Annotated in this window: 26 protein-coding genes and 1 pseudogene; 18 read left to right on the top strand and 9 right to left on the bottom strand. The window is 39.7% G+C overall.

The window, feature by feature from the left end; genetic code table 11:
* Window positions 1–129: 129 nt before the first annotated feature.
* The 3 genes and pseudogenes from ACO05G_RS16915 to ACO05G_RS16905 form a co-directional block, all read right to left on the bottom strand.
* Window positions 130–1,680, bottom strand: a complete 1,551-nt coding sequence (locus ACO05G_RS16915; RefSeq protein ID WP_421763808.1) for an Rne/Rng family ribonuclease — start codon at window positions 1,678–1,680, stop codon at window positions 130–132.
* Window positions 1,681–1,823: 143 nt separating this feature from the next.
* Window positions 1,824–2,609, bottom strand: coding sequence for a tetratricopeptide repeat protein (locus ACO05G_RS16910; RefSeq protein ID WP_421763807.1), 786 nt, complete (start codon window positions 2,607–2,609; stop codon window positions 1,824–1,826).
* A pseudogene (locus tag ACO05G_RS16905) lies at window positions 2,606–2,895 on the bottom strand (HU family DNA-binding protein). The gene ACO05G_RS16910 and the pseudogene ACO05G_RS16905 overlap by 4 nt, the downstream one beginning before the upstream one ends.
* A 92-nt stretch (window positions 2,896–2,987) precedes the next feature.
* On the opposite strand from ACO05G_RS16905, the gene mutY reads away from it, so the two are divergent.
* From mutY to ACO05G_RS16860, 9 genes are all read left to right on the top strand, one after another.
* Window positions 2,988–4,046: an A/G-specific adenine glycosylase gene (mutY, locus tag ACO05G_RS16900; RefSeq protein WP_421765721.1), complete on the top strand. Its 1,059-nt coding sequence runs from the start codon at window positions 2,988–2,990 to the stop codon at window positions 4,044–4,046.
* 10 nt (window positions 4,047–4,056) lie between these two features.
* Window positions 4,057–4,500 carry a single-stranded DNA-binding protein gene (locus tag ACO05G_RS16895; protein ID WP_348283083.1) on the top strand — a complete coding sequence of 148 codons (444 nt, stop codon included), beginning with the start codon at window positions 4,057–4,059 and terminating at the stop codon, window positions 4,498–4,500.
* Between the two features lie 16 nt (window positions 4,501–4,516).
* Window positions 4,517–5,878, top strand: a complete 1,362-nt coding sequence (gene gldE / locus ACO05G_RS16890) for a gliding motility-associated protein GldE (RefSeq protein WP_421763806.1) — start codon at window positions 4,517–4,519, stop codon at window positions 5,876–5,878.
* Between the two features lie 17 nt (window positions 5,879–5,895).
* On the top strand, window positions 5,896–6,471 hold the full coding sequence (gene gldD, locus ACO05G_RS16885) for a gliding motility lipoprotein GldD (protein WP_421763805.1): 576 nt from the start codon (window positions 5,896–5,898) through the stop codon (window positions 6,469–6,471).
* A gap of 172 nt (window positions 6,472–6,643) precedes the next feature.
* The gene (locus ACO05G_RS16880; protein ID WP_348283081.1) at window positions 6,644–7,507 is read left to right on the top strand and encodes a M57 family metalloprotease; all 864 of its coding nucleotides are present in this window, start codon (window positions 6,644–6,646) and stop codon (window positions 7,505–7,507) included.
* Between the two features lie 194 nt (window positions 7,508–7,701).
* Window positions 7,702–9,795 carry an ATP-dependent DNA helicase RecG gene (gene recG, locus ACO05G_RS16875; protein WP_421763804.1) on the top strand — a complete coding sequence of 698 codons (2,094 nt, stop codon included), beginning with the start codon at window positions 7,702–7,704 and terminating at the stop codon, window positions 9,793–9,795.
* A gap of 72 nt (window positions 9,796–9,867) precedes the next feature.
* A complete protein-coding gene (locus ACO05G_RS16870) occupies window positions 9,868–10,206 on the top strand; it encodes a hypothetical protein (protein WP_421763803.1) in 339 nt (112 codons plus the stop codon).
* Between the two features lie 226 nt (window positions 10,207–10,432).
* Entirely contained in the window at window positions 10,433–10,852 is a 420-nt protein-coding gene (locus ACO05G_RS16865; protein WP_421763802.1) for a hypothetical protein, read from the top strand.
* Between the two features lie 12 nt (window positions 10,853–10,864).
* Window positions 10,865–11,572 (top strand): hypothetical protein, encoded by a 708-nt coding sequence (locus ACO05G_RS16860; RefSeq protein WP_421763801.1) that lies wholly within the window; start codon window positions 10,865–10,867, stop codon window positions 11,570–11,572.
* 462 nt (window positions 11,573–12,034) lie between these two features.
* Here the strand turns inward: ACO05G_RS16860 and purH are convergent, their stop codons facing one another.
* Genes purH through ACO05G_RS16845 form a run of 3 tightly spaced genes read right to left on the bottom strand, consistent with a single transcriptional unit; the run spans window position 12,035 to window position 14,545 of the window.
* The gene (gene purH / locus ACO05G_RS16855; RefSeq protein ID WP_348283076.1) at window positions 12,035–13,561 is read right to left on the bottom strand and encodes a bifunctional phosphoribosylaminoimidazolecarboxamide formyltransferase/IMP cyclohydrolase; all 1,527 of its coding nucleotides are present in this window, start codon (window positions 13,559–13,561) and stop codon (window positions 12,035–12,037) included.
* 53 nt (window positions 13,562–13,614) lie between these two features.
* A complete protein-coding gene (gene purN / locus ACO05G_RS16850) occupies window positions 13,615–14,190 on the bottom strand; it encodes a phosphoribosylglycinamide formyltransferase (protein ID WP_421763800.1) in 576 nt (191 codons plus the stop codon).
* A gap of 13 nt (window positions 14,191–14,203) precedes the next feature.
* Window positions 14,204–14,545 (bottom strand): YraN family protein, encoded by a 342-nt coding sequence (locus ACO05G_RS16845; RefSeq protein WP_421763799.1) that lies wholly within the window; start codon window positions 14,543–14,545, stop codon window positions 14,204–14,206.
* Window positions 14,546–14,562: 17 nt separating this feature from the next.
* Here ACO05G_RS16845 and ACO05G_RS16840 point away from each other — a divergent pair, with 17 nt between their 5' ends.
* Window positions 14,563–15,534, top strand: a complete 972-nt coding sequence (locus ACO05G_RS16840; RefSeq protein WP_421763798.1) for a type I phosphomannose isomerase catalytic subunit — start codon at window positions 14,563–14,565, stop codon at window positions 15,532–15,534.
* A 3-nt stretch (window positions 15,535–15,537) separates the two neighbouring features.
* Entirely contained in the window at window positions 15,538–16,245 is a 708-nt protein-coding gene (lipB, locus tag ACO05G_RS16835; RefSeq protein ID WP_421763797.1) for a lipoyl(octanoyl) transferase LipB, read from the top strand.
* Here lipB and ACO05G_RS16830 read toward each other — a convergent pair whose 3' ends face one another.
* Together ACO05G_RS16830 and ACO05G_RS16825 are read right to left on the bottom strand one after the other, a co-directional pair.
* On the bottom strand, window positions 16,246–16,944 hold the full coding sequence (locus tag ACO05G_RS16830) for a hypothetical protein (RefSeq protein WP_421763796.1): 699 nt from the start codon (window positions 16,942–16,944) through the stop codon (window positions 16,246–16,248).
* Window positions 16,925–17,653 carry a hypothetical protein gene (locus ACO05G_RS16825; RefSeq protein ID WP_421763795.1) on the bottom strand — a complete coding sequence of 243 codons (729 nt, stop codon included), beginning with the start codon at window positions 17,651–17,653 and terminating at the stop codon, window positions 16,925–16,927. The genes ACO05G_RS16830 and ACO05G_RS16825 overlap by 20 nt, the downstream gene beginning before the upstream one ends.
* A gap of 87 nt (window positions 17,654–17,740) precedes the next feature.
* Here ACO05G_RS16825 and ACO05G_RS16820 point away from each other — a divergent pair, with 87 nt between their 5' ends.
* From ACO05G_RS16820 to ACO05G_RS16790, 7 genes are all read left to right on the top strand, one after another.
* Window positions 17,741–18,130 (top strand): hypothetical protein, encoded by a 390-nt coding sequence (locus ACO05G_RS16820; protein ID WP_348283069.1) that lies wholly within the window; start codon window positions 17,741–17,743, stop codon window positions 18,128–18,130.
* An 85-nt stretch (window positions 18,131–18,215) separates the two neighbouring features.
* Window positions 18,216–18,938, top strand: a complete 723-nt coding sequence (locus ACO05G_RS16815) for a 3'-5' exonuclease (RefSeq protein ID WP_421763794.1) — start codon at window positions 18,216–18,218, stop codon at window positions 18,936–18,938.
* A gap of 22 nt (window positions 18,939–18,960) precedes the next feature.
* Complete coding sequence (gene rnr / locus ACO05G_RS16810; protein WP_421763793.1) at window positions 18,961–21,132, top strand: ribonuclease R; 2,172 nt, start codon at window positions 18,961–18,963, stop codon at window positions 21,130–21,132.
* Between the two features lie 460 nt (window positions 21,133–21,592).
* Window positions 21,593–22,129 (top strand): hypothetical protein, encoded by a 537-nt coding sequence (locus ACO05G_RS16805; protein ID WP_421763792.1) that lies wholly within the window; start codon window positions 21,593–21,595, stop codon window positions 22,127–22,129.
* A 120-nt stretch (window positions 22,130–22,249) separates the two neighbouring features.
* Complete coding sequence (locus ACO05G_RS16800; RefSeq protein WP_421763791.1) at window positions 22,250–22,798, top strand: hypothetical protein; 549 nt, start codon at window positions 22,250–22,252, stop codon at window positions 22,796–22,798.
* Window positions 22,799–22,886: 88 nt separating this feature from the next.
* Complete coding sequence (locus ACO05G_RS16795) at window positions 22,887–24,143, top strand: sensor histidine kinase (RefSeq protein ID WP_421763790.1); 1,257 nt, start codon at window positions 22,887–22,889, stop codon at window positions 24,141–24,143.
* Complete coding sequence (locus tag ACO05G_RS16790) at window positions 24,140–24,502, top strand: response regulator (RefSeq protein ID WP_421763789.1); 363 nt, start codon at window positions 24,140–24,142, stop codon at window positions 24,500–24,502. The genes ACO05G_RS16795 and ACO05G_RS16790 overlap by 4 nt, the downstream gene beginning before the upstream one ends.
* Here the strand turns inward: ACO05G_RS16790 and ACO05G_RS16785 are convergent.
* Window positions 24,499–25,980, bottom strand: coding sequence for a DUF4301 family protein (locus tag ACO05G_RS16785; RefSeq protein ID WP_421763788.1), 1,482 nt, complete (start codon window positions 25,978–25,980; stop codon window positions 24,499–24,501). The genes ACO05G_RS16790 and ACO05G_RS16785 overlap by 4 nt on opposite strands.
* Window positions 25,981–25,988 lie beyond the last annotated feature (8 nt).

Below are 25,988 nucleotides of genomic sequence, written 5' to 3'. Positions count from 1 at the left end.
ATAATCTCAACGATTTGGTCGAATCGATTCATTAGCTAGATGCTATGCAAAGTAAAAGAACGCCTAAACACCTGAATATCTTATTCAAGTGACAAGGCGTTCTTAGCTATTTTTATCCTGCCAGGCAGGTCAAATTTGAATAGGTTCTCCCTGAGCGTTTAGCACTTCAAACTCGGTTAGAGCCTTAGAGCTATCCTCGACCATATTAACCCAACGGAAATACTTGAAAAACCATTTAGTTCTTCTTGAAAAGACTCCCGCAGTGAAATAAGTATACAAATACGGATGAAGAGCTACCGTGATTTTCTTTTCGTTTTGAGACTCAAAGAAATACTTGACAGTATTCTCTACCTGATCCGCCACCTGTATGGAAGCTGATATCTTTCCGGTACCACTGCATGTAGGACAAACCTCTTTCGTTGTGATTGAAAGCTCTGGTCTTACACGTTGACGTGTAATTTCCATCAAACCAAACTTTGACAATGGAAGGATCGTATGCTTGGAACGATCATCCTTCATCGCCTCCTTCATCTTTGCGTAGAGTTTTTTCTTATTCTCTATTTTTCGCATATCAATGAAGTCAACGACAATGATACCTCCCATATCCCTCAGTCTTAGCTGACGAGCAATCTCCTCAGCAGCATCAAGGTTTACCTTCAGAGCTGTATCCTCCTGATTGTCCTCTTTATTTGATTTATTTCCACTGTTGACGTCTATCACGTGTAGTGCCTCCGTGTGGTCAATGATCAGGTAGCCACCATTCAACATGCTGACAGATTGACCAAACGAGGTTTTCATCTGCTTTTCAACGCCCGTCGCTTCAAAGATCTTAGCCTTTCCAGAGTATTGCTTCAGAATTTTCTCCTTATCCGGAGCAATGCCCTTGACGAAAGTCTTTATTTCTTGATAAAGATCCTTATCATCAACAAGGATACTATCAAAGCTTTCGTTTAGCACGTCTCTTAGAATGGAATTGGCGCGGTTCATCTCGCCAATAATCTTATCTCTGACTTTGGCTTTGGGTAAAGCTTGTATGCCCTGATCCCATCGGTCAACCAGATTGCGAAGATCAGTATCAAGCTCTTTTACATCTTTTCCCATGGCTACCGTGCGTATAATCACACCGAAACCTTCGGGCTTGATCGAGCTGATAAGTCGCTGCAGACGCTTTCGTTCGTTTGCGTCTGTTATTTTTTTTGATACGTTTACCGTATTTGAAAACGGCACCATTACCAGGTATCTACCTGCTAATGACAACTCGCATGAAAGTCGTGGGCCTTTTGTAGAAATAGGCTCCTTTACTACTTGTACCAAAATTTTCTGTCCTTTGGTGAGGACCTGATTCATTTTTCCAAGCTTGTTTATATCCGGCTCTGTTTTAAAGCCAGACAGCCGTGTGCCGTTTAGCTTTTTTGCCAGTGTTAGCTTGGTAAATTTGTTCAGTGATTGGACCTGAGGTCCTAAATCCAAATAGTGTAAAAAGGCATCTTTTTCATAACCCAAATCAATAAAAGCAGCGTTCAAACCTTGAACAACTTTCTTTACTGACCCAAGATATATGTCTCCAACATTGAAGGATTGACCTCCTCCATCTTGATGAAACTCTACAAGCCTCTTATCCTTTAGTAAAGCAATACGACATCCCTCGCGAGTTGAGTTAATGATTAGTTCATTACTCATAGCGATTGTTTAATGGGTGCCTATTACTTCTTCTTGTGTCTGTTTTTTCTAAGTCTCTTCTTTCTCTTATGAGTAGAGATCTTATGTCTCTTTCTTTTTTTACCGCAAGGCATAATTTCTGTTTTTAAAGTTTCTAAAATGTTTTAAAGGCCATTCAGATAATCATTCGCCATCATTTTGATGGCAGGAATGGAATCTTGCGTGGCTAAGATTTCCTCCAAAAGCAGGCGAGCCTGCGATTGTTGATTTATTTCCATCATTGAAACCGCTAGATAAAGCTTCGCTTCATGATCTGCAGCATTCAATGATACCAAATTTTCAAAACGTTCCCTGGCCCTTTCAAACTGCCCGCTTTGGATAGCCAAAAGTCCAAGGTTAAGAATGGCTTGTCTGTTGTTTTTATCCGCTGCGAGAATTTCTCTTAGCATAGAGATTCCTGCCATAGGATTCTCCGAAACAACCATTGTCATTGCCAATCTGTTTTTCAAAAAATAATTTGTCGGATCTTTATCCAACAATTCTTGTAAAAGCCCTCTGGCTTTTTGTGCGTATTCCTTTGCTTGTTCCGGTCCAGGAGACCGCTCATAAGCCGTAAAATAAATGTCTGCTGCTAATTCAGAAGGCTGTTCACTCCAACTCTGAATCCGCTCCGCATACCTTGTCGCACTGTCAACTGCCCCATAATCGAGGTAGCGTCTCGCCAAAGAGTGCGCAAAGTTAGCTTTTTTATCAAAATTTTCTTCCTCTTCTACTAATCTTCTTAACTCATTGATCTGATTTTCAACTTCTTGAGGTATTTCCATGGAGTGATTCTCCACTTCAGTGACCTCTTGCAGCTGTTCGTTCTCTACCACACTCTTGGGCAATTGAAAGAGTATTACCGCGAATGCCGCAGCTCCTAATAAAAGAATTAATTGCGTTCTTCTCACTTGATTTTTGGGGAGTTCTTAATTTTCTCCACAAAGATTTTTGAAGGCTTGAAAGAAGGAATGTAGTGTTCGTCGATGACGATCGCAGTATTCTTTGAGATATTACGTGCGATTTTCTTCGCACGCTTTTATTCACGAAGCTTCCGAATCCTCTCACATAAACATTCTCTCCATTGGCCATGTTATTCTTTACTACAGTGAAGAAAGCCTCCACTGAAGCTTGAACATCTGCCTTATCTATTCCTGTCTTATCGGATATTTCGTTTATCACATCAGCTTTTGTCACAACTGTCTGGTTTATAGGTGGGTGTTAAAATTGGGAGGCCAAAATTAAATTTGCACCTTCACATAAAAAAAGGATTTCTAAATTATTAAGTCATCGAAGGGAAAACATTTGCCAAAAGGCTAATTAATTGGTATACAGAGAGAAAGCGAAATCTTCCCTGGAGAAAAACAAAAGACCCATATCCCGTATGGTTGTCCGAAATCATCCTACAACAGACCCGGGTTGAGCAGGGATTGCCTTATTGGGAGCGTTTTGTTGACGCATTTCCTACCGTGCATGATTTAGCCAATGCCAAGGAAGAAAAAGTGCTGAGACTATGGCAGGGCTTGGGGTATTACTCGCGTGCAAGAAACCTTCATGCCACGGCAAGGCATATTTCAAATGAGCTAAACGGTGTTTTTCCTACTACTTACAACGAAATCCTTAAGCTCAAGGGGATTGGTCCTTATACCGCAGCTGCCATTGCATCCATTTGTTTTGATGAACCTGCTCCGGTTGTTGATGGAAATGTTTTTCGTTTTGCCTCAAGATACTTTGGGATCAAAGAAGACATATCAAAAGCCGGAAGTCGAAAAGTATTTGAGAATACCCTGAAAGCTGAAATATCTGAAGAACAGCCTGGAACATTCAATCAGGCCATGATGGAATTTGGTGCAACCACCTGCAGCCCATCACCCTCATGCAACGAGTGTCTGTTTCAACCCGAATGTTATGCGTGGGATAAGGGCATTCAAAAATCGTTACCAATCAAAACAGGAAAGACCAAAGTTCGAGACCGTCACTTTAACTATGTGGTTTTCAAACAAAATGAGCGATTTTACCTAAATGAACGAGACACAAAAGATGTTTGGGGCGGACTGTTCGATTTCTTTTTGATTGAAGGAGCTTTAGGAGAGGAAGAAGTCCTTCAAAAACTATCTTTGGATCTGAATCTTGAAGAACCCTTTTTGGAAGAAGTAACTGAGCAGGTTTTACACATTTTAAGCCATCAGAAAATACACGCTCGTTTTTATCTAATCTGCCTGGATGAACATGATGCGAAAAGGGCTGCTGAAAAAACGACTTTAAAGCCGTATTCCATTGAGGAAATGCTAAATTTGCCAAAACCTAAACTAATAGTAAATTACCTACAACGAATAGGTATTAAATAGTATTCTCATTATGTCCGGAGTAAACAAAGTAATCTTAGTCGGTCGTCTCGGAAAAGACCCTGAAGTTCGTCACCTTGAAAATGGTGCTACAGTTGCCAATTTTTCAATGGCTACATCTGAGACGTACAAGGATCGTCAAACAGGCGAGCGAAGAGAACAAACTGAATGGCATAACGTAGTGCTATGGAGAGGTTTGGCTGAAGTGGCTGAGAAATATGTGAAGAAAGGCGACATGATTTACGTAGAAGGAAAGCTTCGCACACGCTCATGGGAGAAAGACGGTGTAACCAGATATACTACGGAAGTAGTCGGAGATAATATGACTATGCTCGGTGGTGGAGGTGGATCCTCGCAAGGAGGAGATTACGCTTCAAGCCAACCAGCACAGCAGCAGGAATCAGCACCATCACAAGAAGCAGAAGCTGGTGATGCTTCAGACGACCTGCCTTTTTAAACTAAATAAATAGTACTTGGAAACCTCTTTAGACGATCCATTCCCCTCGGTTTTACTCAACATGATGGCAGAAATGCCAATTTCATTTTTTCTGATCAATGGGTTGGTTGTACTTGTGTTGCTTGGACTTTCCGGCTTGATCTCTGGTTCCGAAGTAGCTTTTTTTTCTTTTTCACACAATCAGATCAAGAAGTTTAATTCTTCGCTGGATTTAAAAGAAAAAAGAATCAGTCAGCTCTTGCATCATCCGAAGCGTTTGCTAGCCACAATTTTGATCCTTAACAACCTGGTCAATATTTTCATTGTGACCATATCAACCTACGCTACCTGGCAAATCGTAGGAGAGGACGGAAAACAAGGGATTACAATTGTAATCCTCACTTCAATCATTACCGTTTTAATCATCTTCTTTGGTGAGATCATACCAAAAGTCTATGCCAATCATAATGGAACTTCATTTGCTAAGCTAACCTCAGGCTTATTGTTGGTTTCCTACAAATTCTTCAAGCCCATCTCCTGGTTTTTGATGAGTGTGACTGGGTTAATCGAGAGACGAATGGAAAAAAAAGGCTACAATCTTTCAGTAGAAGAAATTAATCAGGCACTTGAGATCTCAGTTGAAAAAGAGCAGGTAAGTGAGGAGGAAAAAGGGATACTCAAGGGAATCGTAAACTTTGGAACGCTTTCCGTGAAGCAAGTCATGAAATCCAGGATGGATATTACCGCTATTGATCGCGAGACGCATTTTCATGAACTGATGAATCAAGTCAACAAGACCGGTTACTCTCGAATTCCTATTTTCAATGAGACCGTTGACAAGATTGATGGGATTCTGTACATCAAAGACCTGCTTCCACACATAGGGGAGGAAGAACAATTCAAATGGCAGGAACTTTTAAGACCCGCTTTTTTTGTCCCTGAAAGTAAAAAAATCGATGACCTGTTTAAGGACTTTCAAGAAAAACAGGTACACATCGCCGTAGTAATCGATGAGTACGGAGGCACATCCGGCCTAATCACAATGGAGGATGTAATTGAAGAGATCGTAGGAGAAATTAATGATGAGTTTGACGATGAAAGCGATGTGGCTTACAACAAGCTTGACAGTCAGACATTCATATTTGAGGGAAAAACTTCACTCAATGATTTTTGCAAAATCACTAATTCGGACATCTCAGTATTTGATACCGTAAAAGGTGAAAGTGAATCTCTGGGTGGACTTCTTCTTGAAATCAACTCCAAGCTTCCGAGTGCCGGAGAAAAAATCAAATTCTTGCACTTTGTTTTTACCGTTGTAGCAGTAGATCAAAGGAGGATTAAACGACTAAGAGTTTATATCAAATCTGATAAGAATAACGTTGCAGGGTTTGAAGATTAGCATCAGCTTTGCAAACCATGAGATACCTACTCGTATTATTCATTTTTATTTGTTTTTCCTGTAGAAGGGATTACCTGCCAAAACCAAAAGGATACAATCGCATCGACCTGCCGCAGGCAGGTTATCAGCCACTCCCGGACACACTTCCTTATTACTTTGAGTATTCAAATCATGCTAAGCTACTCCGTGATTCAAGCTGGATAACCGAAAGATACTGGGTAAACCTTCACTATCCGGAAATGGGTGCAACAATTCAAATCACATATAAGCAAGTGACAGACTCAATCGTGCGTGAATTTTTGAGTGATTCGTACAAACTCACTTCTCAACACAACGTAAAGGCGTATGCCATCGAAGAGAGTATCTTAGAACTTCCCAGCGGAATGTATGCTTCATTTACTGAACTAGAAGGAGAGGTCCCAACCCAGGCGCAGTTTCACATTACAGACCCTGACAGTACCAAGCACTTCCTGAGGGGTGCACTTTATTTCCGTACCGCGACGAAGAACGACTCCCTGGCCCCCGTTATCAGCTACCTAAAGCAAGACATGATTCACTTGCTTAGCACTCTGAAGTGGCGCATCACTGAATAAAATATTATTCTTAATAATTTTATTTATTCAAAACAATATTCCGATATAAAAGTAATTATTCAATTAATCAATACTATTAATCGAACTTAAATGATTGTTTGTTTTGACAACAAAAATCACAATATATTGCGAATTGATTAAAACACCCCGGGTTTTACCAAACCAATAAATTATGAGAAGAATTAATAATATTTTATCGCTAGCATTAATCGCTAGCATTACCCTTTTTTCCTGTTCAGAGCAAGAGACTCTGGCAGATGACCTGTCTGTGCCGGATGATGTGATAGCACAAATTGCTGCACTAGGCTTTGACGTTGAGAATATGATTCCTACCAAATTCGAAAATGGATATTTGGTGGAAGGTGATATCTACCTTACTGACCGTACAATCGCGGAGATGGGTCAGGGAAATAAAATTGCCTCTGTTGAGCAGTATAGCACCGATAACCTGGTGAATGCTGGAGGAGGAAGAGTAATTACACTTTATGCTCCTGTTGCATCTTCAGGAGGAGGAAGAGGAAAAAAGGGAAGCAGTGGTTATAGTCCGGCGATGATCGCTGGCTTAGATCTAGCTATCTCTAGATATAATGCTCAAAACCTTAGTATTTCTTTCCAGCGAGTGACTTCATCGTCAGGTGCAGATATCGTGATGACTCGTCTGAGCAAAAGAGATGAGAGAAGAGGTGTGTTAGGATCTGCCGGATTCCCTACTAATAGCGGTGACCCTTACGGTGAAATCAAAATGAGTGGAGTACTTGAGTCTTCTTATGGGCTAAGTACAGCGGGTATCGCAACAATCATTGCTCATGAAATGGGCCATTGCATCGGTTTCCGTCACACTGATTACTTTGACAGAAGCATCTCTTGTGGAGGTGGCACATCTAATGAAGGTGACGGTGGTGTAGGTGCTAACCATATACCTGGCACTCCAACAGGAGCTACTGCTAGCAAGAAGTCTTGGATGCTTGCTTGTACCGATGGTGGTGATCGTCCATTTAACAATGACGACAAAACTGCACTAGATTACCTATACTGAGAAAAACTTTAACTAACCAAGAGGGTGTTGAGAAGGAGCTGATAACAGCTCCTTTTTTTGTTGCTTTTATTTCAACACAAAATATTATATTGCAAAGTTGATTAACCAACGCCTTATTATTATGAGAAGATGACAAGGTGAACCTAAGGGAGCTGCATGCTCCCTTTTTTTGTGCTTCCGATTATCTTAGCCTCATGCACCAATTCTTTGACCGATCCATTGAGTACCTAAAGGGTGTTGGCCCTCAACGAGCCGAAACACTCAGCAAAGAATTGCAAATATTTACATTTGGCGACCTCCTCCAGCATTACCCTTTTAGACACGAAGACCGAAGTAAGTTTTACAAGGTCAAAGAACTACAACCAGACTTGCCGTATGTCCAGTTAATCGGGGAGTTCAAATCATTTAAAACTATTGGTGTTGGAAGAAAGGCCCGACTTGTTGGTGTCTTTGCAGATGAAACCGGCACCATTGAAATGGTCTGGTTTAAAGGTGTGCAATGGGTACAAAAAAGCCTTACCATCGGAGTAAAGTATGTAGCTTTCGGTAAAGCGACATTGTTCAACGGAAAATTCAATATCGCTCACCCGGAGATAGAAATACAAACGGAAAAAAACACCAAAGGTGGCTACCTGCAACCGGTCTATCACACGACAGAGAAAATGAAAAAGAAAGGACTTGAAAGCAAGTTCTTTTCTAAAGTGATGAAAGTGCTGCTGGTAGAAGCCGTCAATCACATTCCTGAGACACTTCCTCAAAATCTGATCAAACAATTCAATCTGATTGATAAAAAGACGGCTGTCGTTTCCATGCATTTCCCGCGAACAGCCCAGCACCTCGCAGTTGCTCAAAATCGAATGAAATTTGAGGAGCTATTCTTCGTTCAGCTCAGGTTGATAAAACTGAAAATTGCGCGAACAGAAAAATATAAGGGTGCGATTATCAACAAAAGTGACCTCCTCAATGAGTTCTACGAAAATCACATGCCTTTTGAACTCACAAATGCACAGAAGCGAGTAGTTAAAGAAATCTATGCAGACTTTCGCTCCGGACAACAGATGAATCGGCTGGTGCAGGGTGATGTAGGAAGTGGGAAAACCATGGTTGCTTTCTTGGCGATGCTCATTGCGATCGGTTCGGGATTTCAATGTGCCTTCATGGCGCCAACCGAGATTTTGGCTGAGCAGCATTTCAAAGGATTGCAGGAACAAGCTAAACCTTTGGGCATTCATATTGCCAGACTTACCGGATCTACACCTAAATCTGAGCGGAAACTCATTCATGAAGGATTGATGTCGGGAATAATAACCATACTGGTTGGCACCCATGCGCTGCTTGAAGACAAGGTAAAATTCAAAAACCTGGGAGTAGCCGTCATTGATGAGCAGCATCGGTTCGGAGTGGCTCAACGAGCTAAGTTGTGGACCAAAACCAAAGAGGTCTATCCGCATGTGCTGGTAATGACCGCAACACCTATTCCAAGAACATTGGCAATGACACTCTATGGAGATTTAGATATTTCGGTAATTGATGAGCTGCCGATTGGAAGAAAGCCCATCAAAACCAAGCACTTTTTTGAGACTAAGCGCTTAGAGATGTTTGGGTTTGTAGAGAAAGAAATCGAAAAGGGTAGACAAGCTTATATCGTGTATCCGCTCATAGAAGAGTCTGCCACCTTAGACTACAAAGATCTGATGGATGGCTATGAAGGAATCACCCGCCGCTTTCCGAATTATCAAATCTCGATTGTACACGGGCGAATGAAGTCTGAAGACAAGGAATGGGAAATGCAGCGCTTTGTAAAAGGTGAAACTCAGATTATGGTTGCAACTACCGTCATCGAAGTAGGAGTAAACGTACCAAATGCAACCATCATGGTGATTGAAAATGCCGAGCGATTTGGGCTTTCCCAACTGCATCAGTTGCGGGGCAGGGTCGGAAGAGGTGCAGACCAATCTTACTGCGTTCTCATGTCGGGAGTAAAATTGAGCACGGAGGGAAGGAAAAGATTAAGAACCATGGTGGATACAACAGATGGCTTCAAAATTGCAGAAGTAGATCTGGAGCTCAGAGGCCCGGGAGACCTGATGGGCACTCGACAGAGTGGTGCACTAGACTTGTTGGTCTCGGATTTAGTTAAAGATGGAGAAATACTAAAAACAGCAAGAGTTGCTGCCCAGGACCTTCTCCGGTCAGACCCGAATCTGAAGCAACCGGAGCATCGAATGATCAAGTCACATATCGATTCGTTTAGCAAGAATGCTGTTAATTGGGGGAGGATTAGTTGAATCATGAAAACTTTACTGAAACTATCATTCCAGCTAGCATACAATACAATAGCCCTCACCCTAATTTTGACAATGATCTTTCACATTTGTATTCTTATTGGTGTTATTCCGTACGACCTGGTCTGGGGAGGGCGCTTAGCTTCTCAAGCTAAAATGATCCAGTTTGAAATTATCTCTCTGGTAATCAATAGCATCATCTTATTGTTTGTGTTTATGAAGAAAGGAGCGGTTAAACCATTTTTATCCATCAAAATAATCAATCTATTCATTTGGCTGTTCGCAGTTATTTTCTTGCTAAACACCATAGGCAATTTGTTCGCTTCAAATTCTCTGGAAACCATCATTTTTACTCCTATCACATTAATATTGACCATTTGCATGGTTCGAATGGCAATTGAGCGCAAAACTTGAAATCAATAAATTGTAAAATTTTTACAATGAAGGTTCAGATATCACAATTAAAAAGTGAACCAATCACCTATGAGCTTCTTACAATTGCAGGTCCTATAAAACTGGGTTTCTGAGCATCTGGGAGAATTCCTCTTTTCTTTATTGATAACTATCCTGAACCCATTTTTGAAAATGGAAAGCAGGCAAAGGATATGATCAGATTAGAAATGTCATTATCTTGAAGCTAATGAAATCTCAATACATCAAACTTCTAAAAAAGCAAATTGCCAAATTAGGCGAAGACAGCTTTGACCTTGAGGCCTGGAAGACCAGTGCCATAACCGTTCTTGAGCGCATATTTGGAGAAAATGATCCTAGATCAAAGCAGATCGAAAATCTCAAAATAGATTATAGCAGTTGGGCATTGCGAGATTCGAACTCGAACTACAAGCCGGTGGAAACAGCTAAACTCAAAGGGAGAGAAGTCCTGAACACAGCAATTGACGAAATCGAGATTTTTGGAGCTCCTGAAAATCATGCAGAAGAGGTTTTAGGAAAGGATTTTGTAAAAAAATTACAATCTATGAGTGATTCTGAACGCAAAAAGCACTTTGAAGGGATGAAAAAAGATGAGTTGGTTGAGTTGTTGATGAAGTTGACCTCCTAAATATTTGCCCTTATGAAGAAGGTTCTTATCACTTTTGTCATCATTCTAGGAATTACATCAATTGGTCATGCACTCGTACTTCCTCAAGCTACGCGTTGCTTGTTCATTGATTTATACGCTTTCGAAAAAGAAGACGATATTTATTTCCGTTCACATGTTAACGCTAATGAAAGGGCAGAGCTTAAATCACTAATTGATGAAGCAGAAAAACGAGTGGCCGCTTTTTGGGACAAGAAATTAGCCTCTCCAAAATTTATCTATTGTGATACGGATGAAGATTATCTCAGATTTGGGGCTCCTTTTCTTACTCCGGCAGCAGCCGTTATGCATATTGGATCTTACGTCGTAATTAGCAGCGATGGTATGGACCTGGACATCATTAGCCATGAGTTATCCCATACAGAATTGTTTGAACGAATTGGTCTAATCAATCGAAGTTTAAAAATCCCCGTATGGTTTGATGAAGGCCTGGCGATGCAAGTTGATCATCGATCGTACTACTCATGGGATACATTGAAAGCATTATCAAATAATTACCGACACTTACCGAATGTTAAATCCATGAAAGATTATGCCTCATTTGGGACTGGCACAAGAGATGAAATAATGATGAACTACCGGACAGCCAAATATGAGGTACATAAATGGTATACTACTGAAAAGCTGGAAGCCTTAATCATTGGGATTAATAATGGAAAGAGTTTTGAGGAGTTGTATTAATCGATGTAAATCATAAGCTGTTGAAGTTAGCCTTCTATTACCTTAATTCATTTGTGAGAAAAAAGACCTCTCAAATAGATGATGAAAACTGACTATAACCACTATGTTAATACGACGTTATTTTTGTTAATAACCGCCAATTTTCCTATTCAAAAGGCGATTTCTGTTAAGGAGAGGATCAAAAATTCTGCCAAGTGTGGATAGTTTGTTGTGGATAAGTGGGGGGTAAGTCGTGGATGAAACTCTACTTTTCTTAATTCAGTTTTATGAAATTTGTGAAACACGACTAAGATTGGCTTTTCGTATTAGTCAATTTTTGAAAAAACAAAAGGCTCTAAATCATTCGTAAGACTTAGAACCTTCGTTTAGTGTTTGTTGATTTTAGGAGCGGTAAGTGCACTACCGCTCTTTTTTGTAAAAGTAATAGCATTTTGCAAATACGCATAATAGAAATTGTAGCAATCAATGCTTAAAGTGCCGGGTTCCAGTCATGACCATGGCTAGGCCATTTGCATTGCAATAGTCCACAGAATCCTGATCTTTAATAGATCCTCCTGGTTGAATCACCGCAGTAATCCCCGCTTTGTGTGCAATTTCTACACAGTCCGGAAATGGGAAAAAAGCATCAGAAGCCATCACTGCTCCGTTTAAATCAAATCCAAAATTCCCTGCTTTTTCAATGGCCTGATTTAATGCATCTACTCTGGACGTTTGACCCACGCCACTGGCAAGTAGCTGACCATCTTTAGCCAACACGATTGTATTGGATTTAGACTGTTTGCACACCTTCGCTGCAAATAGCAAATCCTCCACCTCCTCCGCGGTTGGAGCTTTTTGCGTTTTTACCTCAAGATCTTCCTTATGTTCAGATTTTAAATCATAATCCTGAACGATGGTGCCATTTAACAGACTTTTGTACTGAGTAGATTGATGCCACGGCTTTTTCTGAATGAGCAGTATGCGGTTTTTCTTTTTCTCCAAAATCTCAAGCGCATCAACTGCAAATGTTGGCGCAATCAATATTTCAAAGAAAAGGCTATTCATCTCCTCTGCAGCTTCTCTATCCACTTCCTGGTTTGTGACCAAAACACCACCAAACGCGGATACCGTATCTGCAGCAAATGCTCGTTCATAAGCATCCTTCACGGTCTGGCCAGTTGCGATTCCACATGCATTATTGTGCTTCAAAATTCCGAAAGCTGTGTTATCGGTAAACTCAGCCATCAGCTGAACTGCTGCTTCAATGTCTACCAGGTTATTGTAGGAAATTTCTTTTCCATGGATTTGCTCGAAATACTCCTCAAAATCTCCATAGAAGTATCCTTTTTGGTGTGGGTTCTCTCCATATCTGAGTGTTCGCCCGGGTGCTGAAGAAACTCGGAAGGCAGGCACCTGCTTTTCCCTATTCATCCAATTGAAAATAGCAGTGTCATAATGACTGGATGTTGCAAACGCTTTCGCTGCAAATAGCTTTCGCTCATCCTCGGTGGTTTCGCCGTTTTGGTTGTCAAGAATATCCTGAAGGTCCTTATAGTATGCTCTGGAACTCACCATAACCACATCTTTGTAGTTTTTAGCTCCAGCTCGGATTAGCGCAATTCCACCAATGTCGATTTTCTCTATGATATCATCCTCTCCAGCTCCGCTCGCTACCGTTTCCTCAAAAGGATAAAGGTCCACGATCACAAGATCCATTGGAGGGATTTCAAATTTCTTTGCTTCTGCCAGGTCAGATTCATTATCCCTTCGGTGTAGAATTCCACCAAAAATCTTAGGATGAAGTGTTTTTACCCGCCCCCCAAATATTGATGGATAGTCCGTCAGGCTCTCCACTGGGATCACATCAATTCCCAGTTCTTTGATGAACTTTTCTGTTCCCCCTGTACTATAAATCTTAACTCCCTGTTCATTGAGCCTATGCACAATGGGCTCCAGGCCATCCTTATGAAAAACAGAAATTAGCGCGGACTGAATCTTCTTTGTGGACATTTGTTGGGTTGGTTTATTTCAAGGTGTGCAAAGGTACCATCGGCGATGGTTTTTTATTTAGCTCTAGAGCGAATATACTTTTCTATTACCTGTGGGAAATCCTTGTGTTCTAAGTTGTGAATTTTTTGGGCAAGCGTTTGTGGAGTGTCTTGATCCGTTATCGGGCACTCTGCCTGAAAGAGATGCTCCCCTTCATCATACTTTTCGTTAACCAGATGAATAGTTATTCCTGTTGTTTTTTCTTTCCCATCAATAACTGCTTTATGCACTCGGTCTCCATACATCCCTTTTCCGCCATACTTTGGGAGTAGCGCCGGATGAATGTTTATAATTCTGTTCTGAAATGCACTCACCAGGTATTTAGGAATTAACCACAAAAAGCCTGCTAATACGATGTAGTCAATATCTGCTAGTCGCTTGATGAATGAGGTGTCTTGAAACTCCTCTTTCGAAAAAGTATAAGAAGGGATATTTAGTTTTTTTGCTCGTTCGTGAACGTACGCATCCTTTTTATTGGAAAGGATTTCTTTGACCTGAATGATTTCATGCTGTTCGAAATATTGAACAATGTTTTCAGCATTGCTCCCACTTCCGGAGGCAAGTATGGCAAGGTTGATTTTATTCTTCACTTCACAAAACTAGTTAGAACGCATCTTCAAAAACTTCAACTTCCCCGTTTGAATCAACACAAGCAATATCAAACCGGATATCTTTCTGCCAATTAATACCATAGATGTAGTCTTCGGCTGCCTCTTTAATTCTCTCTTGTTGCGCTTCTGAAACAAATGTTTCCGCCTCTCCAAAGTCTATTCTGGTCCGATTTTTAACCTCCACAAAAATCAATAGTCTGTCTTCTTTCAACACAATCAGGTCTATTTCAGATCGCTTATATCGATAATTCCACTCAAGAATTTCGCAACCATCAATTTCATAATGGTTTTTTGCTATTGCTTCCCCTTGAATACCCTTAGTTTTGCGATCCATATTGAGAAATTAAAATTTTGGATAAGTTATACCCACTCAAGTTTAAACCCATCTTCAAAGAAAAGCTTTGGGGCGGACAGAAAATTAAAACCATTCTAGGAAAAGATTTTGGCGATCTGGATAATTGTGGTGAAACATGGGAGCTCTCTGGTGTTCCTGGGAATGTTTCTCAGGTGATAAATGGGGCCTTGAAGGGGGAGTTGTTATCTGAGCTTGTCCAAAAGCATCAATCTAACCTGGTAGGTAAGTCTGTTTTCGATCATTTTGGAAATGAGTTCCCCCTGCTGATTAAATTTATTGATGCCAATCAAGACCTTTCAGTTCAAGTTCATCCAAATGATGAGCTGGCACAGAAAAGGCATAATTGTCCCGGAAAAAGTGAGATGTGGTATATACTTCAGGCCGACGAAGGAGCTAGCCTTATTAACGGTTTTGTTAGAGATACCAACAGAGATGAATATGAGGAATACTTCAACTCTGGCAATATCATGAAGCTATTACAAGAGGAGGTTGTCAATGGCGGTGATGTTTATTACTTACCTGCTGGTAGAGTTCATACTATCGGTAAAGGACTCATGATTGCTGAAATCCAACAAACGTCTGACATTACCTACCGTATATACGACTTTGATCGTGTGGATAAACATGGAAACACCAGGGAACTTCACGTTGAGCAAGCCTTAGATGCTATTGATTTTTCTAAACCAGAACAATTAAAAAGTGTATATGAAACCTCGCCAAATCAGGCAAACAGCATAGTTGCAACACCATATTTTTCAACAAACAAACTTTTCATCAATCAGAAAAAGCACATTTCAAGAACAGAGTTAGATTGTTTTAAAATTTATATAGGTGTTGGTGGGACAGGGAAAATAGCAGGTGAAAGCATCAAGTTCGGGGAGGTCATACTCATTCCCGCTATCTTGAAAGAATATGAAATTGAACCAGATGGCGAGTTGGAATTGTTGGAGACCTATATTGAATTATAAGAGTTGAGCAAGAAAACCCATTTCATTCATTTAGGCCTTAAGGATTACAAAGAAACTTGGGACTATCAGGAGAAGCTTTTTAAAGAAACTGTTGATCTAAAGATTCAGAACCGGAAGCTTTCTGAAGATTCCCAGATTGGGACCAAAAACTACCTGATTTTCTGTGAACATCCTCACGTTTATACCCTGGGGAAAAGCGGCGATGAAAATCATTTGCTAGCCAATGACGCTTTCCTAAAAGAAAAAAAAGCTACTTTCTACAAAATCAACAGAGGAGGAGATATTACTTATCATGGTCCCGGTCAAATTGTCGGGTATCCTATTCTGGATTTGGATCACTTCTTTACTGATATTCATAAATACCTCAGGTTCCTTGAAGAAGCCGTAATCCTAACATTAAACGATTATGGAATCAAATCAGGAAGGGTTGAAGGGTTAACGGGTGTATGGCTAGATGGAGATAATAATGCAAAAGCACGAAAAATTTGTGCACTAGGTGTGAAAAGTAGCCGATGGGTTACCATGCATGGGTTTGCTTTCAATGTGAATACCAACCTCGAATATTTTAACTACATCATTCCCTGTGGAATTCAGGATAAGGCGGTTACCTCCTTACAAAAAGAGCTGGGCTATGAACTTAACATCAGAGAAGTAGAGGAGAAGCTTAAAAATCACCTTGCTGCTGTTTTTGAAATGGATTTAGTCGAGTGATTATCTCACTAAATATTTAGAAAGAAGATAGCCACTAAAAGTGCTTGTTAAATGCATAATTGAAATATGGGGGTCAATTTCGAGCACCGTTAAATTAAATGTTTCAAACACAATTGGTAAACCGAGCATTACGTGTGGTTTCCTACTTCTATTAGCTAAAGCTCCATATACTTGAAACATCCCAAGTGATCCTCCCATCCAGTTTCTCTCGAAAGCAAACTGAAAGAACCAACTATCCGGATAAAGGTTAAGGCCAATCACATAAAATGATCCAAGAACGGGAGCTACTAAGGCATATGCAGACATGAAAATCAATAGGGTTGCTTTATGTCCATAATGTGCTTCATGTGATTGTATGATTACCAGAATTCCTAAAACTGAAACAAAAAGTAAATGGTCTAATCCATTATGAAAAAACAGTGTAGTAAGCGAATTTCTAAAGTAAATAAGCGGTGAACTAGTCAAGTGCTTAGCCCAAAAAGCATACTCACATTGAAATGCCAGCTGCCAAGTACCTTCACAATTACGCGTTGAAGCAAAACCTAATACTCCTACGATTGACCAAATGATCAATAAGTAGGAAATAGAAAAAATTCGAGACTTAATAGTACCGATAGCACCTAAACTTTGACCTTCAGCGGACTTCCAGGGCAAGACAAAAGGAAAAACTTTGCCCTTTTTAATTTCTGTTTCGTGCATTGGGGATTCTATTCTTTATCAGCATTCTGGCAATACTGTATCCCAATAACGTGCTCATTATATGCATCAGAGATATATGCAGGTCAATTCCAAAAATTAACAAGTTAAAGGCCTCAAAGAAAAAAGGGATACTTATCATGATGAATGGCTTTTTGCTTTTTATCGCTAATGCTCCATACACTTGAAACATTCCAATAGACCCTCCCATCCAGTTTCGAGCGAAAGCGAATTGCATGAACTCACTTTCTGGAAATATTTCAATGCCTACATTGTAAAACATCCCAAAAAATGGAGCCACTGTGACATATGCTGATAGAAATATCAAGGCAGTTTTCTTCCAGCCAAATATGGCCTCATATGATTGGACGATAATCAAAAACCCTACAACTGAAACAAACAAAATATGATCAAGCCCATTATGAAGAAATGGGGTTATAAGCAGGTTTCTAAAAAAGACAAGAGGCGCTTCTGTTAGATTTTTTACCCAAAAAGCATATTCACAATATAGAGCCATTTCCCAGGTAGTACTACATTCCCACTCTCGGGTAGTTGCAAAACCGAGAACCCCTACGATTGACCAGATAATCACCAAATATATGATGGTGAATCGTCTACTTTTGATTAGCTCCGTAAAGCTACCTTTCTCTTTGTTGGTTACATTCCACAGCCATAAAAAAGGAAGCACGCGATTATTTTCTTGGTTACTCATGAGATTAATGCGGCAAACTAAACCAAGCCCGAAGAATAAGGAAAGTGGTTGGCATATTTTATGCCGAAATGATACCAAATTTGTGCTATGAGAAAAGATATTGACTTTTCACCTGTTAGAAATGTACACGTTGTGGTTGCTTGCTCGGAAGAAGGATGGAAGGTGTTTTTAATAAACAGAGATAAAAATAGACTAGAAAATGTAATGGTCACTTCACGTGGATATGGTGAGACAAAAACGGAAACACAGAAAACCTCCACTTTGCGTCACATGATTCCATACGTGGATGCGGGTGAATATGCACTAATAGAGCCAATCGATGAGTCCGTTTTTCATTTAAACAATGAATATTGGGTCAGCTATTTCATTGATGGGCAGGTGTATGATAAAAAGTTTATCTTTGTCCCCGATTCTCTTATTGAAGAAAACCTCGTCTTCATTGAAGAATTGGAAATGAAAGGTATCTTGCATGACTAATGCTTGGATTACTTTAAAAACGACGAAACCATCACTTCTCGAGTTTTTTGGTAAAAAGATTGGCTAAGTATAAAACAAACGAAGTTTGCGTAATCACTTTCAAGATTTCCTGATCATTGATATTGAAACTGTCTCAGGCAATGAAAATGTAGAGCAACTCTCCCCTGCTTTGCAGAAACACTGGGAAAGAAAAGCTGGATTTGTCAGAAATCCGGAAGAAAAAACTCCTGAAGAACTGTATAGTGATCGTGCAGCTATTTATGCTGAGTTTGGTAAAATCATTGTTATCGGAATGGGGTTTTACTATGAAGAAAAGGGGAAACCTGCCATGCGGGTAAAAACCATTGCCTCAGATAATGAGAAAGAACTATTGATAACATTTAAAAATTTTATAGAATCAAAATTTGATCAGGACAACCTAAAGCTTTGTGCACACAATGGAAAAGAATTTGACTTTCCATACCTGTGCCGCAGGATGCTGATCAACGACATTAAAATCCCCTGGTCGTTAAACATGACCGGGAAAAAACCATGGGAAGTAAACCACATCGACACGATGGAGCTATGGAAGTTCGGAGACTGGAAAAGTTTCACCTCTCTTGATTTACTAACCAACATCTTTGGGATTCCCTCCAGTAAAACAGATCTGGATGGCTCAATGGTGACAAAAACATATTATGAAGAAAAAGATGGGTTAAAAAAGATTGAGGAATATTGCCAGAAAGATGTAATAGCAACGGCACAACTCTACCTCCGCCTCAATAACCTACCTCTGATCGATCCAGGTCAGATAAACATCGTAAAATGACCGCACGGTCAAAAAAATTAACATGAGTAAAAAACGAAAAACTAAATTAGGATCAAGATCCAAACAACAACCAAACCACGTCAAACAAATAAAAAGCAAGCTTCATGAGGTCTTCTCTTTAAACGATGGAAAATCGTATGGATACAGAGACCTGATCAGAAAGCTGCAGCTTAGAGACAAAAAATCAAAAGACTATTTAAAAACACAGCTTTTCAGCCTGGAGAGTAAAGATAAAATCCGTCGATTAAGTGACGGGCGTTTCGTCAGCAATGTAGAAAGTGAATACATTCAGGGAACAATTGACCATGTCAATCCAAACTTTGCCTATGTGGTCACTCCCGAACCAGATGAAGATATTTGGGTAAAAACCTCAGATCTGAATTTTGCCATACATGGTGATTTGGTAAGCGTAGTAATGACCAAGCCCTCTGGCAAAGGTTATCGACCTGAAGGCAAGGTTGTCAACATTTTGAAAAGAAGCCGCGATGAGTTTGTAGGTAGAATTGAAATTTCAGAGAAGTTTTCTTTCGTCATACCTGATAGCCGCAATATCCATTTTGACATTATGGTATATCCTGAGAAAATCGGGAAAGCCGCGCCCAATGATAAGGTGATGGTCAAAATAGATAAATGGCACGATGCTAAAAACAGAAGTCCCCTAGGCACTGTGACTGAAGTACTCGGGCAAGCGGGTGAAAATGAGGCCGAAATTCATTCCATAATGGCAGAGTTTGGCTTGCCATTCAGGTTTCCAAAGAAAATAGAAAAAGCTGCGGATGAAATCTCTGACCTTATTACGGATGAGGAGATAAAAATGCGTCGTGATTTTCGAGACATCACCACCTTTACCATTGATCCTCATGATGCCAAAGACTTTGACGATGCACTATCCATAAAAGAACTAGAAAAAGGAAATTATGAAATAGGAATTCACATTGCTGATGTATCACATTATGTCGATGAAGGAAGTGAGCTGGATAAAGAGGCGATAGATCGGGCCACATCTGTATATCTGGTAGACAGAACCATACCGATGCTTCCTGAAAGACTATCCAATGGCTTGTGCTCATTACGTCCTAAAGAAGAAAAGTTGACTTTTTCTGCTGTCTTTGAAATGGATAGCAAGGGTGCTATTTCTAAAAAATGGTTTGGGAGAACGGTAATTAACTCCGATCGACGATTCACCTATGAGGAGGCTCAAGAAAGAATAGAAGGGTTAGATAGTGATTTCACCAAGGAGATTGTCACGCTTAACAACATTGCGAAACAATTAAGAAAAAAGCGATTCCAACATGGAGCTGTCAATTTTGAAACCGTGGAGGTAAAGTTCCGCCTGGCGGATGATGGCAAGCCGCTTGAAGTGATCCCAAAAGAGCGAAAAGACGCACATAAAATGATTGAAGAGTTTATGCTACTTGCAAATAAGGAAGTGGCTACTCACATTTTTAAATGGAAGGAAAAAGGAAAAGAAGAGGGAAGCAAGACATTTGTGTATCGGGTTCATGATGACCCGGATCCCGAAAAACTGAACACTTTCGCCTCATTTGCTGCAAGGTTTGGCCACAAAATAGATTTAGGTAAAAACCTATCGGGTGGTTTGAACAAATTAATGGATGACATCAATGGTAAGCCCGAACAAAACGTGCTGGAATCTTTGGCCATCCGATCCATGGCAAAAGCTAAATACACTACAGATCCAAGAGGTCATTTCGGTTTGGCGTTCGATCATTACACGCATTTTACCTCTCCGATCAGGAGGTATCCCGATGTGATGGTGCATAGGCTGCTCGAGCATTATTTGCAGGGTGGCAAAAATGTGGGGAATGAAGAACACGAACCATTATGTATGCATTCTTCGGAACGAGAAAAACGCGCAGCTGATGCCGAAAGAGCTTCAATCAAGTACAAGCAGGTAGAATTCATGGAAACAATGCTGGGTCAGGAGTTTGAAGGGATTGTTTCAGGTGTTACTGAATGGGGCATTTTTGTGGAGATCATTAAAACGAAATGTGAGGGGATGATTCGCATGGCTGATTTGGACGATGACTTTTACGAATTTGACGAAAAGCAAATGAGGGTCATTGGACGAAATAACAAGAGAATCATTACACTCGGTGACAAGCTAAAAGTGTTGGTTGCAAAAACAGACATTGATAGAAGGACCATTGATTTGGAACTAGTGAATGAGAAATAAGAAAGCTAAGTATGTAATTAGAGGGGAGTTTTTTTCCCTTCAATTTATTTCTCTTGGTTTTATACTCCTTCTCTTTAGTTACCTGAGTTATGGAGGTGAATATTCTATTTACTCCATTTGGTTTTTGATTCTTAGTCACCTCACGATTTGGAACCGTTATTGACTCAAAAAGAAAAACCACTAAGAAGTACTTAAGCATCTTTTTTATTAGGATTGGCTTTAAAAAGAAGTATGAATTACTTACTTGTTTTTGGCTTAGTTCTAGCAGAATGAAAGACGTATGGCAAAACTCCGCTGTGCAGTCTGTTTCTGCGACCTATAATGTGGTTTATGTTTATTTGTTAACTTCCGAAGGGAAACAATATTACTTGTTTCGGTCAGGTTCAAAACAAGCAGTTTATGAAAAGCTTGCTAAACAGATGCAACAACTTGGTATTAAGTGTTTGGATAGAAATAGCGTATGAGTCTCAGCAAAAAAGCCCTTGACATGCTGGAGTACAACGGGTACTCCTTCAAACAGAAAGATGTTCAAATCCTCTTTAGAAAAGCTGGTACTGATAGAGTCGGTCTTATCATTGTCATGATCGTTAGCTTGGTATTTATCGTCCTTATTTTCGCCCTTCAATGGTGGGCAGGGCTAATCGCTATGGTTATCGCTTTTCTAATTTTTCGCCCATTGGTTAAAAGAATCCCTGGTAGGTTGAAGCTGGTAATCGACTCAAACAAAAAGACGGTCGAGATAGATGATCGAACACAGTCCTACAGTTTCGATCAGGTTTCAGGAGTTTATAATCACTCCAAGTTTGTAGATGAGTATTCCAGTGCTTTTAAAAGTACCAGTGAAGAACATCAAATAACAATTGGGTTCGAGCTGGAAAACAAACAGCTAGTGTCTCTTTTTAAACTCATTTCCGATCATGCAAAGCCATCCAAAGAAATGAACGAAGTTTATACCTTTTTAGAAGGAATTATTCAGGGTGGTAAGAGCCAGCAATAGCTCCCATATTCAAACCAGAGTAGCCATTATTAATCGAAAAAGAGAGGAATACTAGGATTTTTCGATTAATATTAGATTACGATTATAGCAAAGTCCTCGGGCTTTCAAAGCTAATTTATCATGGAATCACCTAATCTAAGCCGAGGGGCAATTGACCTTCTCGGAGAAAATGGCTATTCTTTCAAGTCGAAAGATGGCAAAATCACCATCAAATACAGGGTGGGATACATGGGAGTCGTTGTTCTCCTGTTTGTAACCGTTTTTTTGGCTATTCCTGTTTTCTCTGCAGGAATAATATATGGAGTTTCACTCATTGGTCTTGTGATTGGATTTATCATCATTAAGCGATTGTTCTTCTCTAAAAAATCCAGCCTGACAATAGATCTTAATAACAAGACATTTACTGCTATAGTAGGAACCTATTATCAGGAAGATAAGCCTTTAACAATGATCTCGGCTATTACACTTCAGTCAACTTTTATTGATGAGTACACCACTGCTGCAAGGAATTCAATCGAAGAATATTTAGTGTCGATCCGTATACAATTGATTACTAAAGAAGAGATCACCCTCTTTCAACTAAAATCTGACCAATCGGAACCTACTTCGGAAGTCAACGAAGTGTATAGCCTGCTTGAGGATACCGTGAAGGAAGCGAAAGCAGTGTAATCAATAGTATTGGCCGTTTCATCGATAAATAAACAGGGTTGTAAACTTTCGTTCTTAATTTCGAAATCGTAATTACGCCACCTCGCCATTGAAAAATTTAAAATATTTAAAGCGTGAGCAAGGGTTTTATCTCTTTCTAATGATCTCCGCTTATGTTTCTACGCTTGTGTTTAGTGCATTCTATTATGTTGCGAATGCTCCTGAGATCTATATTCCTACATTTGGAGCTTTTATATTATTTGCGATTTATGGAGTTCTTTCTTTTTTCTCAGTTGGCCTTGTAACTCTTTTTAGACTTTCAATCCTGACCGCACTAGTTGCATTCTTCAATCAAGTTTATTACACAGGGGGTATTACTTCTTCAGCACTAGTCGAATTTTTGATTCCTCCGCTTCTGGCGTTTTTTTATCGGCCCATCAGTGATCGATATATTTTTATGATTATGTCTGCCATCTGCATGCTAATCATGTATCCGTTATCAGTTAATGGCTACACCGTGAACCTGGTTCCCGATAGTCTCATGAGTTTGCATGGCGTATTTTGCTCGGTTTTCGTCTTTGCTATTGTATCGATTTATACATTCTTATTCAGAAACGCACTAGTTATCAAGAATCAGCAAATTGGCGATTCTATGAAAAAATTGCAAGACACTACTCATAAGCTGATCCAGTCTGAAAAAATGGCCTCATTAGGTGTTCTGTCCGCAGGGGTTGCTCATGAAATCAACAACCCGCTAAATTTTATAAAAGGCGGTGTAGAAATTTTGGAGGCGGGAATTAAAGAAGACGAGAAATTAAAATTCGAGACTTCTCAAAGCATTAATGTCATAAAAGAAGGTCTAAACCGAGCGACTATTATCGTAAATAGCCTAAATCACTTTAGTCGAAACACTGAATCAATGACTGAGAAGTGTGACATACATGAAATTATTGAAAACAGTTTGATCATGCTTCAACCCAAACTTAAGTATAAAGGGAATGTGGTAAAAGATTTTGCGAAGGATGCTCTAGTGATTACAGGAAATGAAGGCAAGCTCCATCAGGCATTTTTAAATATCATTGCAAATGCAGAACAAGCCATTGAAAAAAATGGGAATATCACTGTCAGGACAATAAAGTCTGGAAAAATGATAACCGTTGAAGTTGAAGATGATGGAGAAGGTATTAGTAAAGAGAATTTAAAGAAAATAAGCGATCCATTCTTTACAACTAAGCCTGTGGGTAAAGGAACAGGACTTGGTCTGTCTATTACCTACAAAATAATTGAGGACCATTCTGGTTCGATCATGGTTTCTTCAAAAAAAGGGAAGGGATCTAAATTTGTAATTTCATTTAATCAAACGTGAGAAAAACCATTCTTTTTATCGATGATGAGGTAATCAACCTTTTTGTACTCAAAAAAAGGTTTGAGACTGAATACGATGTTTTGACTGCCGAGTCTGCAGAAGATGCATTAGTAAAAATCGAGGAAAATAAGAATGTTTTGGATGCCATCATCAGTGACTTGCGAATGCCTGGAATGGATGGGCTTCAGCTCATTGATAAAATCAAACCAGAACTGGTTGATGTTCCCTGTTTTTTATTGACCGGTTATGAATTAAACGAACAAATTGAGGGAGCCATCTCTTCAAAAAAAATCCAACACATGTTCAAAAAACCCTTCGACTATAATGAAATAGATTCGGAATTAAAGAAGATGTTTTAACGATGTGTTGGCTTTAGTAAATCCGTTACTGTCTTAACCGGGTTGAAAGTTATTAATGGAACTTCAACAAAAATGGTATTCCAATTGGACATACTTCCATTCCATAATCCAGGAAGCTCCATGGCAAGCAGTTTCCTTCCATTAAAGGATTTTTCTGAAATAAAGCCTGCCTCCTCATCTCTATAATCAAGGAGCTCAAATTTTCCCCCTTTGTAATTTCTGACTCCACAGACAAGATCAACCGGGTTAAAATGAGTTCCCTTTTTAAAGATTTTCCTTTGAGCTTTGTCATTGATATCTACCTGAGCAGACTCAACGATTTGTAAAGATACCAACGGACCATTCTTGACCCAAAATGGGCCTCCTCCGGGTTCTCCCTCATTTTTAACCATACCGCATACGCGTATTGGTCGGTTAAGAAGATCAGGAATATCTGAATCTGAAAATCCTTTAATCCCCATTTCTTCAAGCAAATCTCGTCCCTCTTTGGTGATGTCCTCCCCCGAGTCCCTTTGTCTTAAAAGCTCAAAAGATTTTTCCTGATAACTCAACAGGAGCCCAGCCAAAGCCTTTTTAAACCTAATTGTTTCATTTTTCCTATAATCAGGAACCACATTGTCAATGTTTTTAACAAAAATCAAATCGGCAGAAATATCATTTAGATTTTCCAGGATTGCTCCATGACCGGCTGGTCTGAATAAAATTTTTCCACTCTGATCCCTAAACGGCTCAAAACCTTCAGTTACAGCAATTGTATCGGTCTCAGGCTTTTGAATACTAAAAGTAGAGATGATCTTGCTGTTTTCCAGCCTGGTAGTGGTAGCTTGTATGTGAGCCTTGAATGCGTTTAGATGCTCAGGCGAAACAGTGAAGTGAAGATCAACCTTGCCGTTTTTTAAAACATATGCAATTCCCTCATACACATGTTCCTGCGCGGCTGTCCGAGTTTCTTTTTCATACTTATGGAATTTAAGAAGGCCTTTCGGGAGATTTCCGTAGTTCAATCCTTCTTCACTTACCAATAATTTCGCAATGGTATCATGCATATATTCCCGCTTGATTTGATCAATATTTTGACCTGTTTTATTCTTTACTAAATCCTCAAGGTCATCATAAAAAGCAAATTCATCTATATCACTAAAAAACCTACCAATTTTCTTATCCTCCCTCGTGATGGTTTCAAAAGACGCGCTGGATTGATCAAATTTTTCAATGAAAGAGTAAATCGGTTTAAACATTCTTGTTGCAGCACCGGAAGCTGGCACAAACTTCACCGCCTCTAAATCTGCTTTATCATATTTTGTTATAAATGAATCTTTTTCTGACTCATCAAGTTTGAGTATTCCGAAATCAATTATGGCAGGATCAGCTATTTGCAACGGCGTGAACCCATTCTTAAAACGTTCAAGTTGCGCCTCAATACTTTTAAGGTCATAGCCTTTTTGGGTTATTTGATTTTTGTCTAGAGTTGTAAACACTGTATCTT

This window comes from Ekhidna sp. (assembly GCF_965227465.1).
GTDB lineage: Bacteria > Bacteroidota > Bacteroidia > Cytophagales > Cyclobacteriaceae > Ekhidna.
This window is presented reverse-complemented; position numbering and strand designations above follow the sequence as displayed.

Bases quoted from the DNA above. Each gene is read 5' to 3' on its own strand.
- ACO05G_RS16915 (WP_421763808.1), bottom strand. From the start codon at position 1,680: ATGAGTAATGAACTAATCATTAACTCAACTCGCGAGGGATGTCGTATT.
- ACO05G_RS16895 (WP_348283083.1), top strand. From the start codon at position 4,057: ATGTCCGGAGTAAACAAAGTAATCTTAGTCGGTCGTCTCGGAAAAGAC.
- gldD (WP_421763805.1), top strand. From the start codon at position 5,896: ATGAGATACCTACTCGTATTATTCATTTTTATTTGTTTTTCCTGTAGA.
- ACO05G_RS16880 (WP_348283081.1), top strand. From the start codon at position 6,644: ATGAGAAGAATTAATAATATTTTATCGCTAGCATTAATCGCTAGCATT.
- recG (WP_421763804.1), top strand. From the start codon at position 7,702: ATGCACCAATTCTTTGACCGATCCATTGAGTACCTAAAGGGTGTTGGC.
- ACO05G_RS16870 (WP_421763803.1), top strand. From the start codon at position 9,868: ATGATCTTTCACATTTGTATTCTTATTGGTGTTATTCCGTACGACCTG.
- ACO05G_RS16865 (WP_421763802.1), top strand. From the start codon at position 10,433: ATGAAATCTCAATACATCAAACTTCTAAAAAAGCAAATTGCCAAATTA.
- ACO05G_RS16860 (WP_421763801.1), top strand. From the start codon at position 10,865: ATGAAGAAGGTTCTTATCACTTTTGTCATCATTCTAGGAATTACATCA.
- purH (WP_348283076.1), bottom strand. From the start codon at position 13,561: ATGTCCACAAAGAAGATTCAGTCCGCGCTAATTTCTGTTTTTCATAAG.
- ACO05G_RS16845 (WP_421763799.1), bottom strand. From the start codon at position 14,545: ATGGATCGCAAAACTAAGGGTATTCAAGGGGAAGCAATAGCAAAAAAC.
- ACO05G_RS16830 (WP_421763796.1), bottom strand. From the start codon at position 16,944: ATGCACGAAACAGAAATTAAAAAGGGCAAAGTTTTTCCTTTTGTCTTG.
- ACO05G_RS16825 (WP_421763795.1), bottom strand. From the start codon at position 17,653: ATGAGTAACCAAGAAAATAATCGCGTGCTTCCTTTTTTATGGCTGTGG.
- ACO05G_RS16820 (WP_348283069.1), top strand. From the start codon at position 17,741: ATGAGAAAAGATATTGACTTTTCACCTGTTAGAAATGTACACGTTGTG.
- rnr (WP_421763793.1), top strand. From the start codon at position 18,961: ATGAGTAAAAAACGAAAAACTAAATTAGGATCAAGATCCAAACAACAA.
- ACO05G_RS16805 (WP_421763792.1), top strand. From the start codon at position 21,593: ATGAGTCTCAGCAAAAAAGCCCTTGACATGCTGGAGTACAACGGGTAC.
- ACO05G_RS16800 (WP_421763791.1), top strand. From the start codon at position 22,250: ATGGAATCACCTAATCTAAGCCGAGGGGCAATTGACCTTCTCGGAGAA.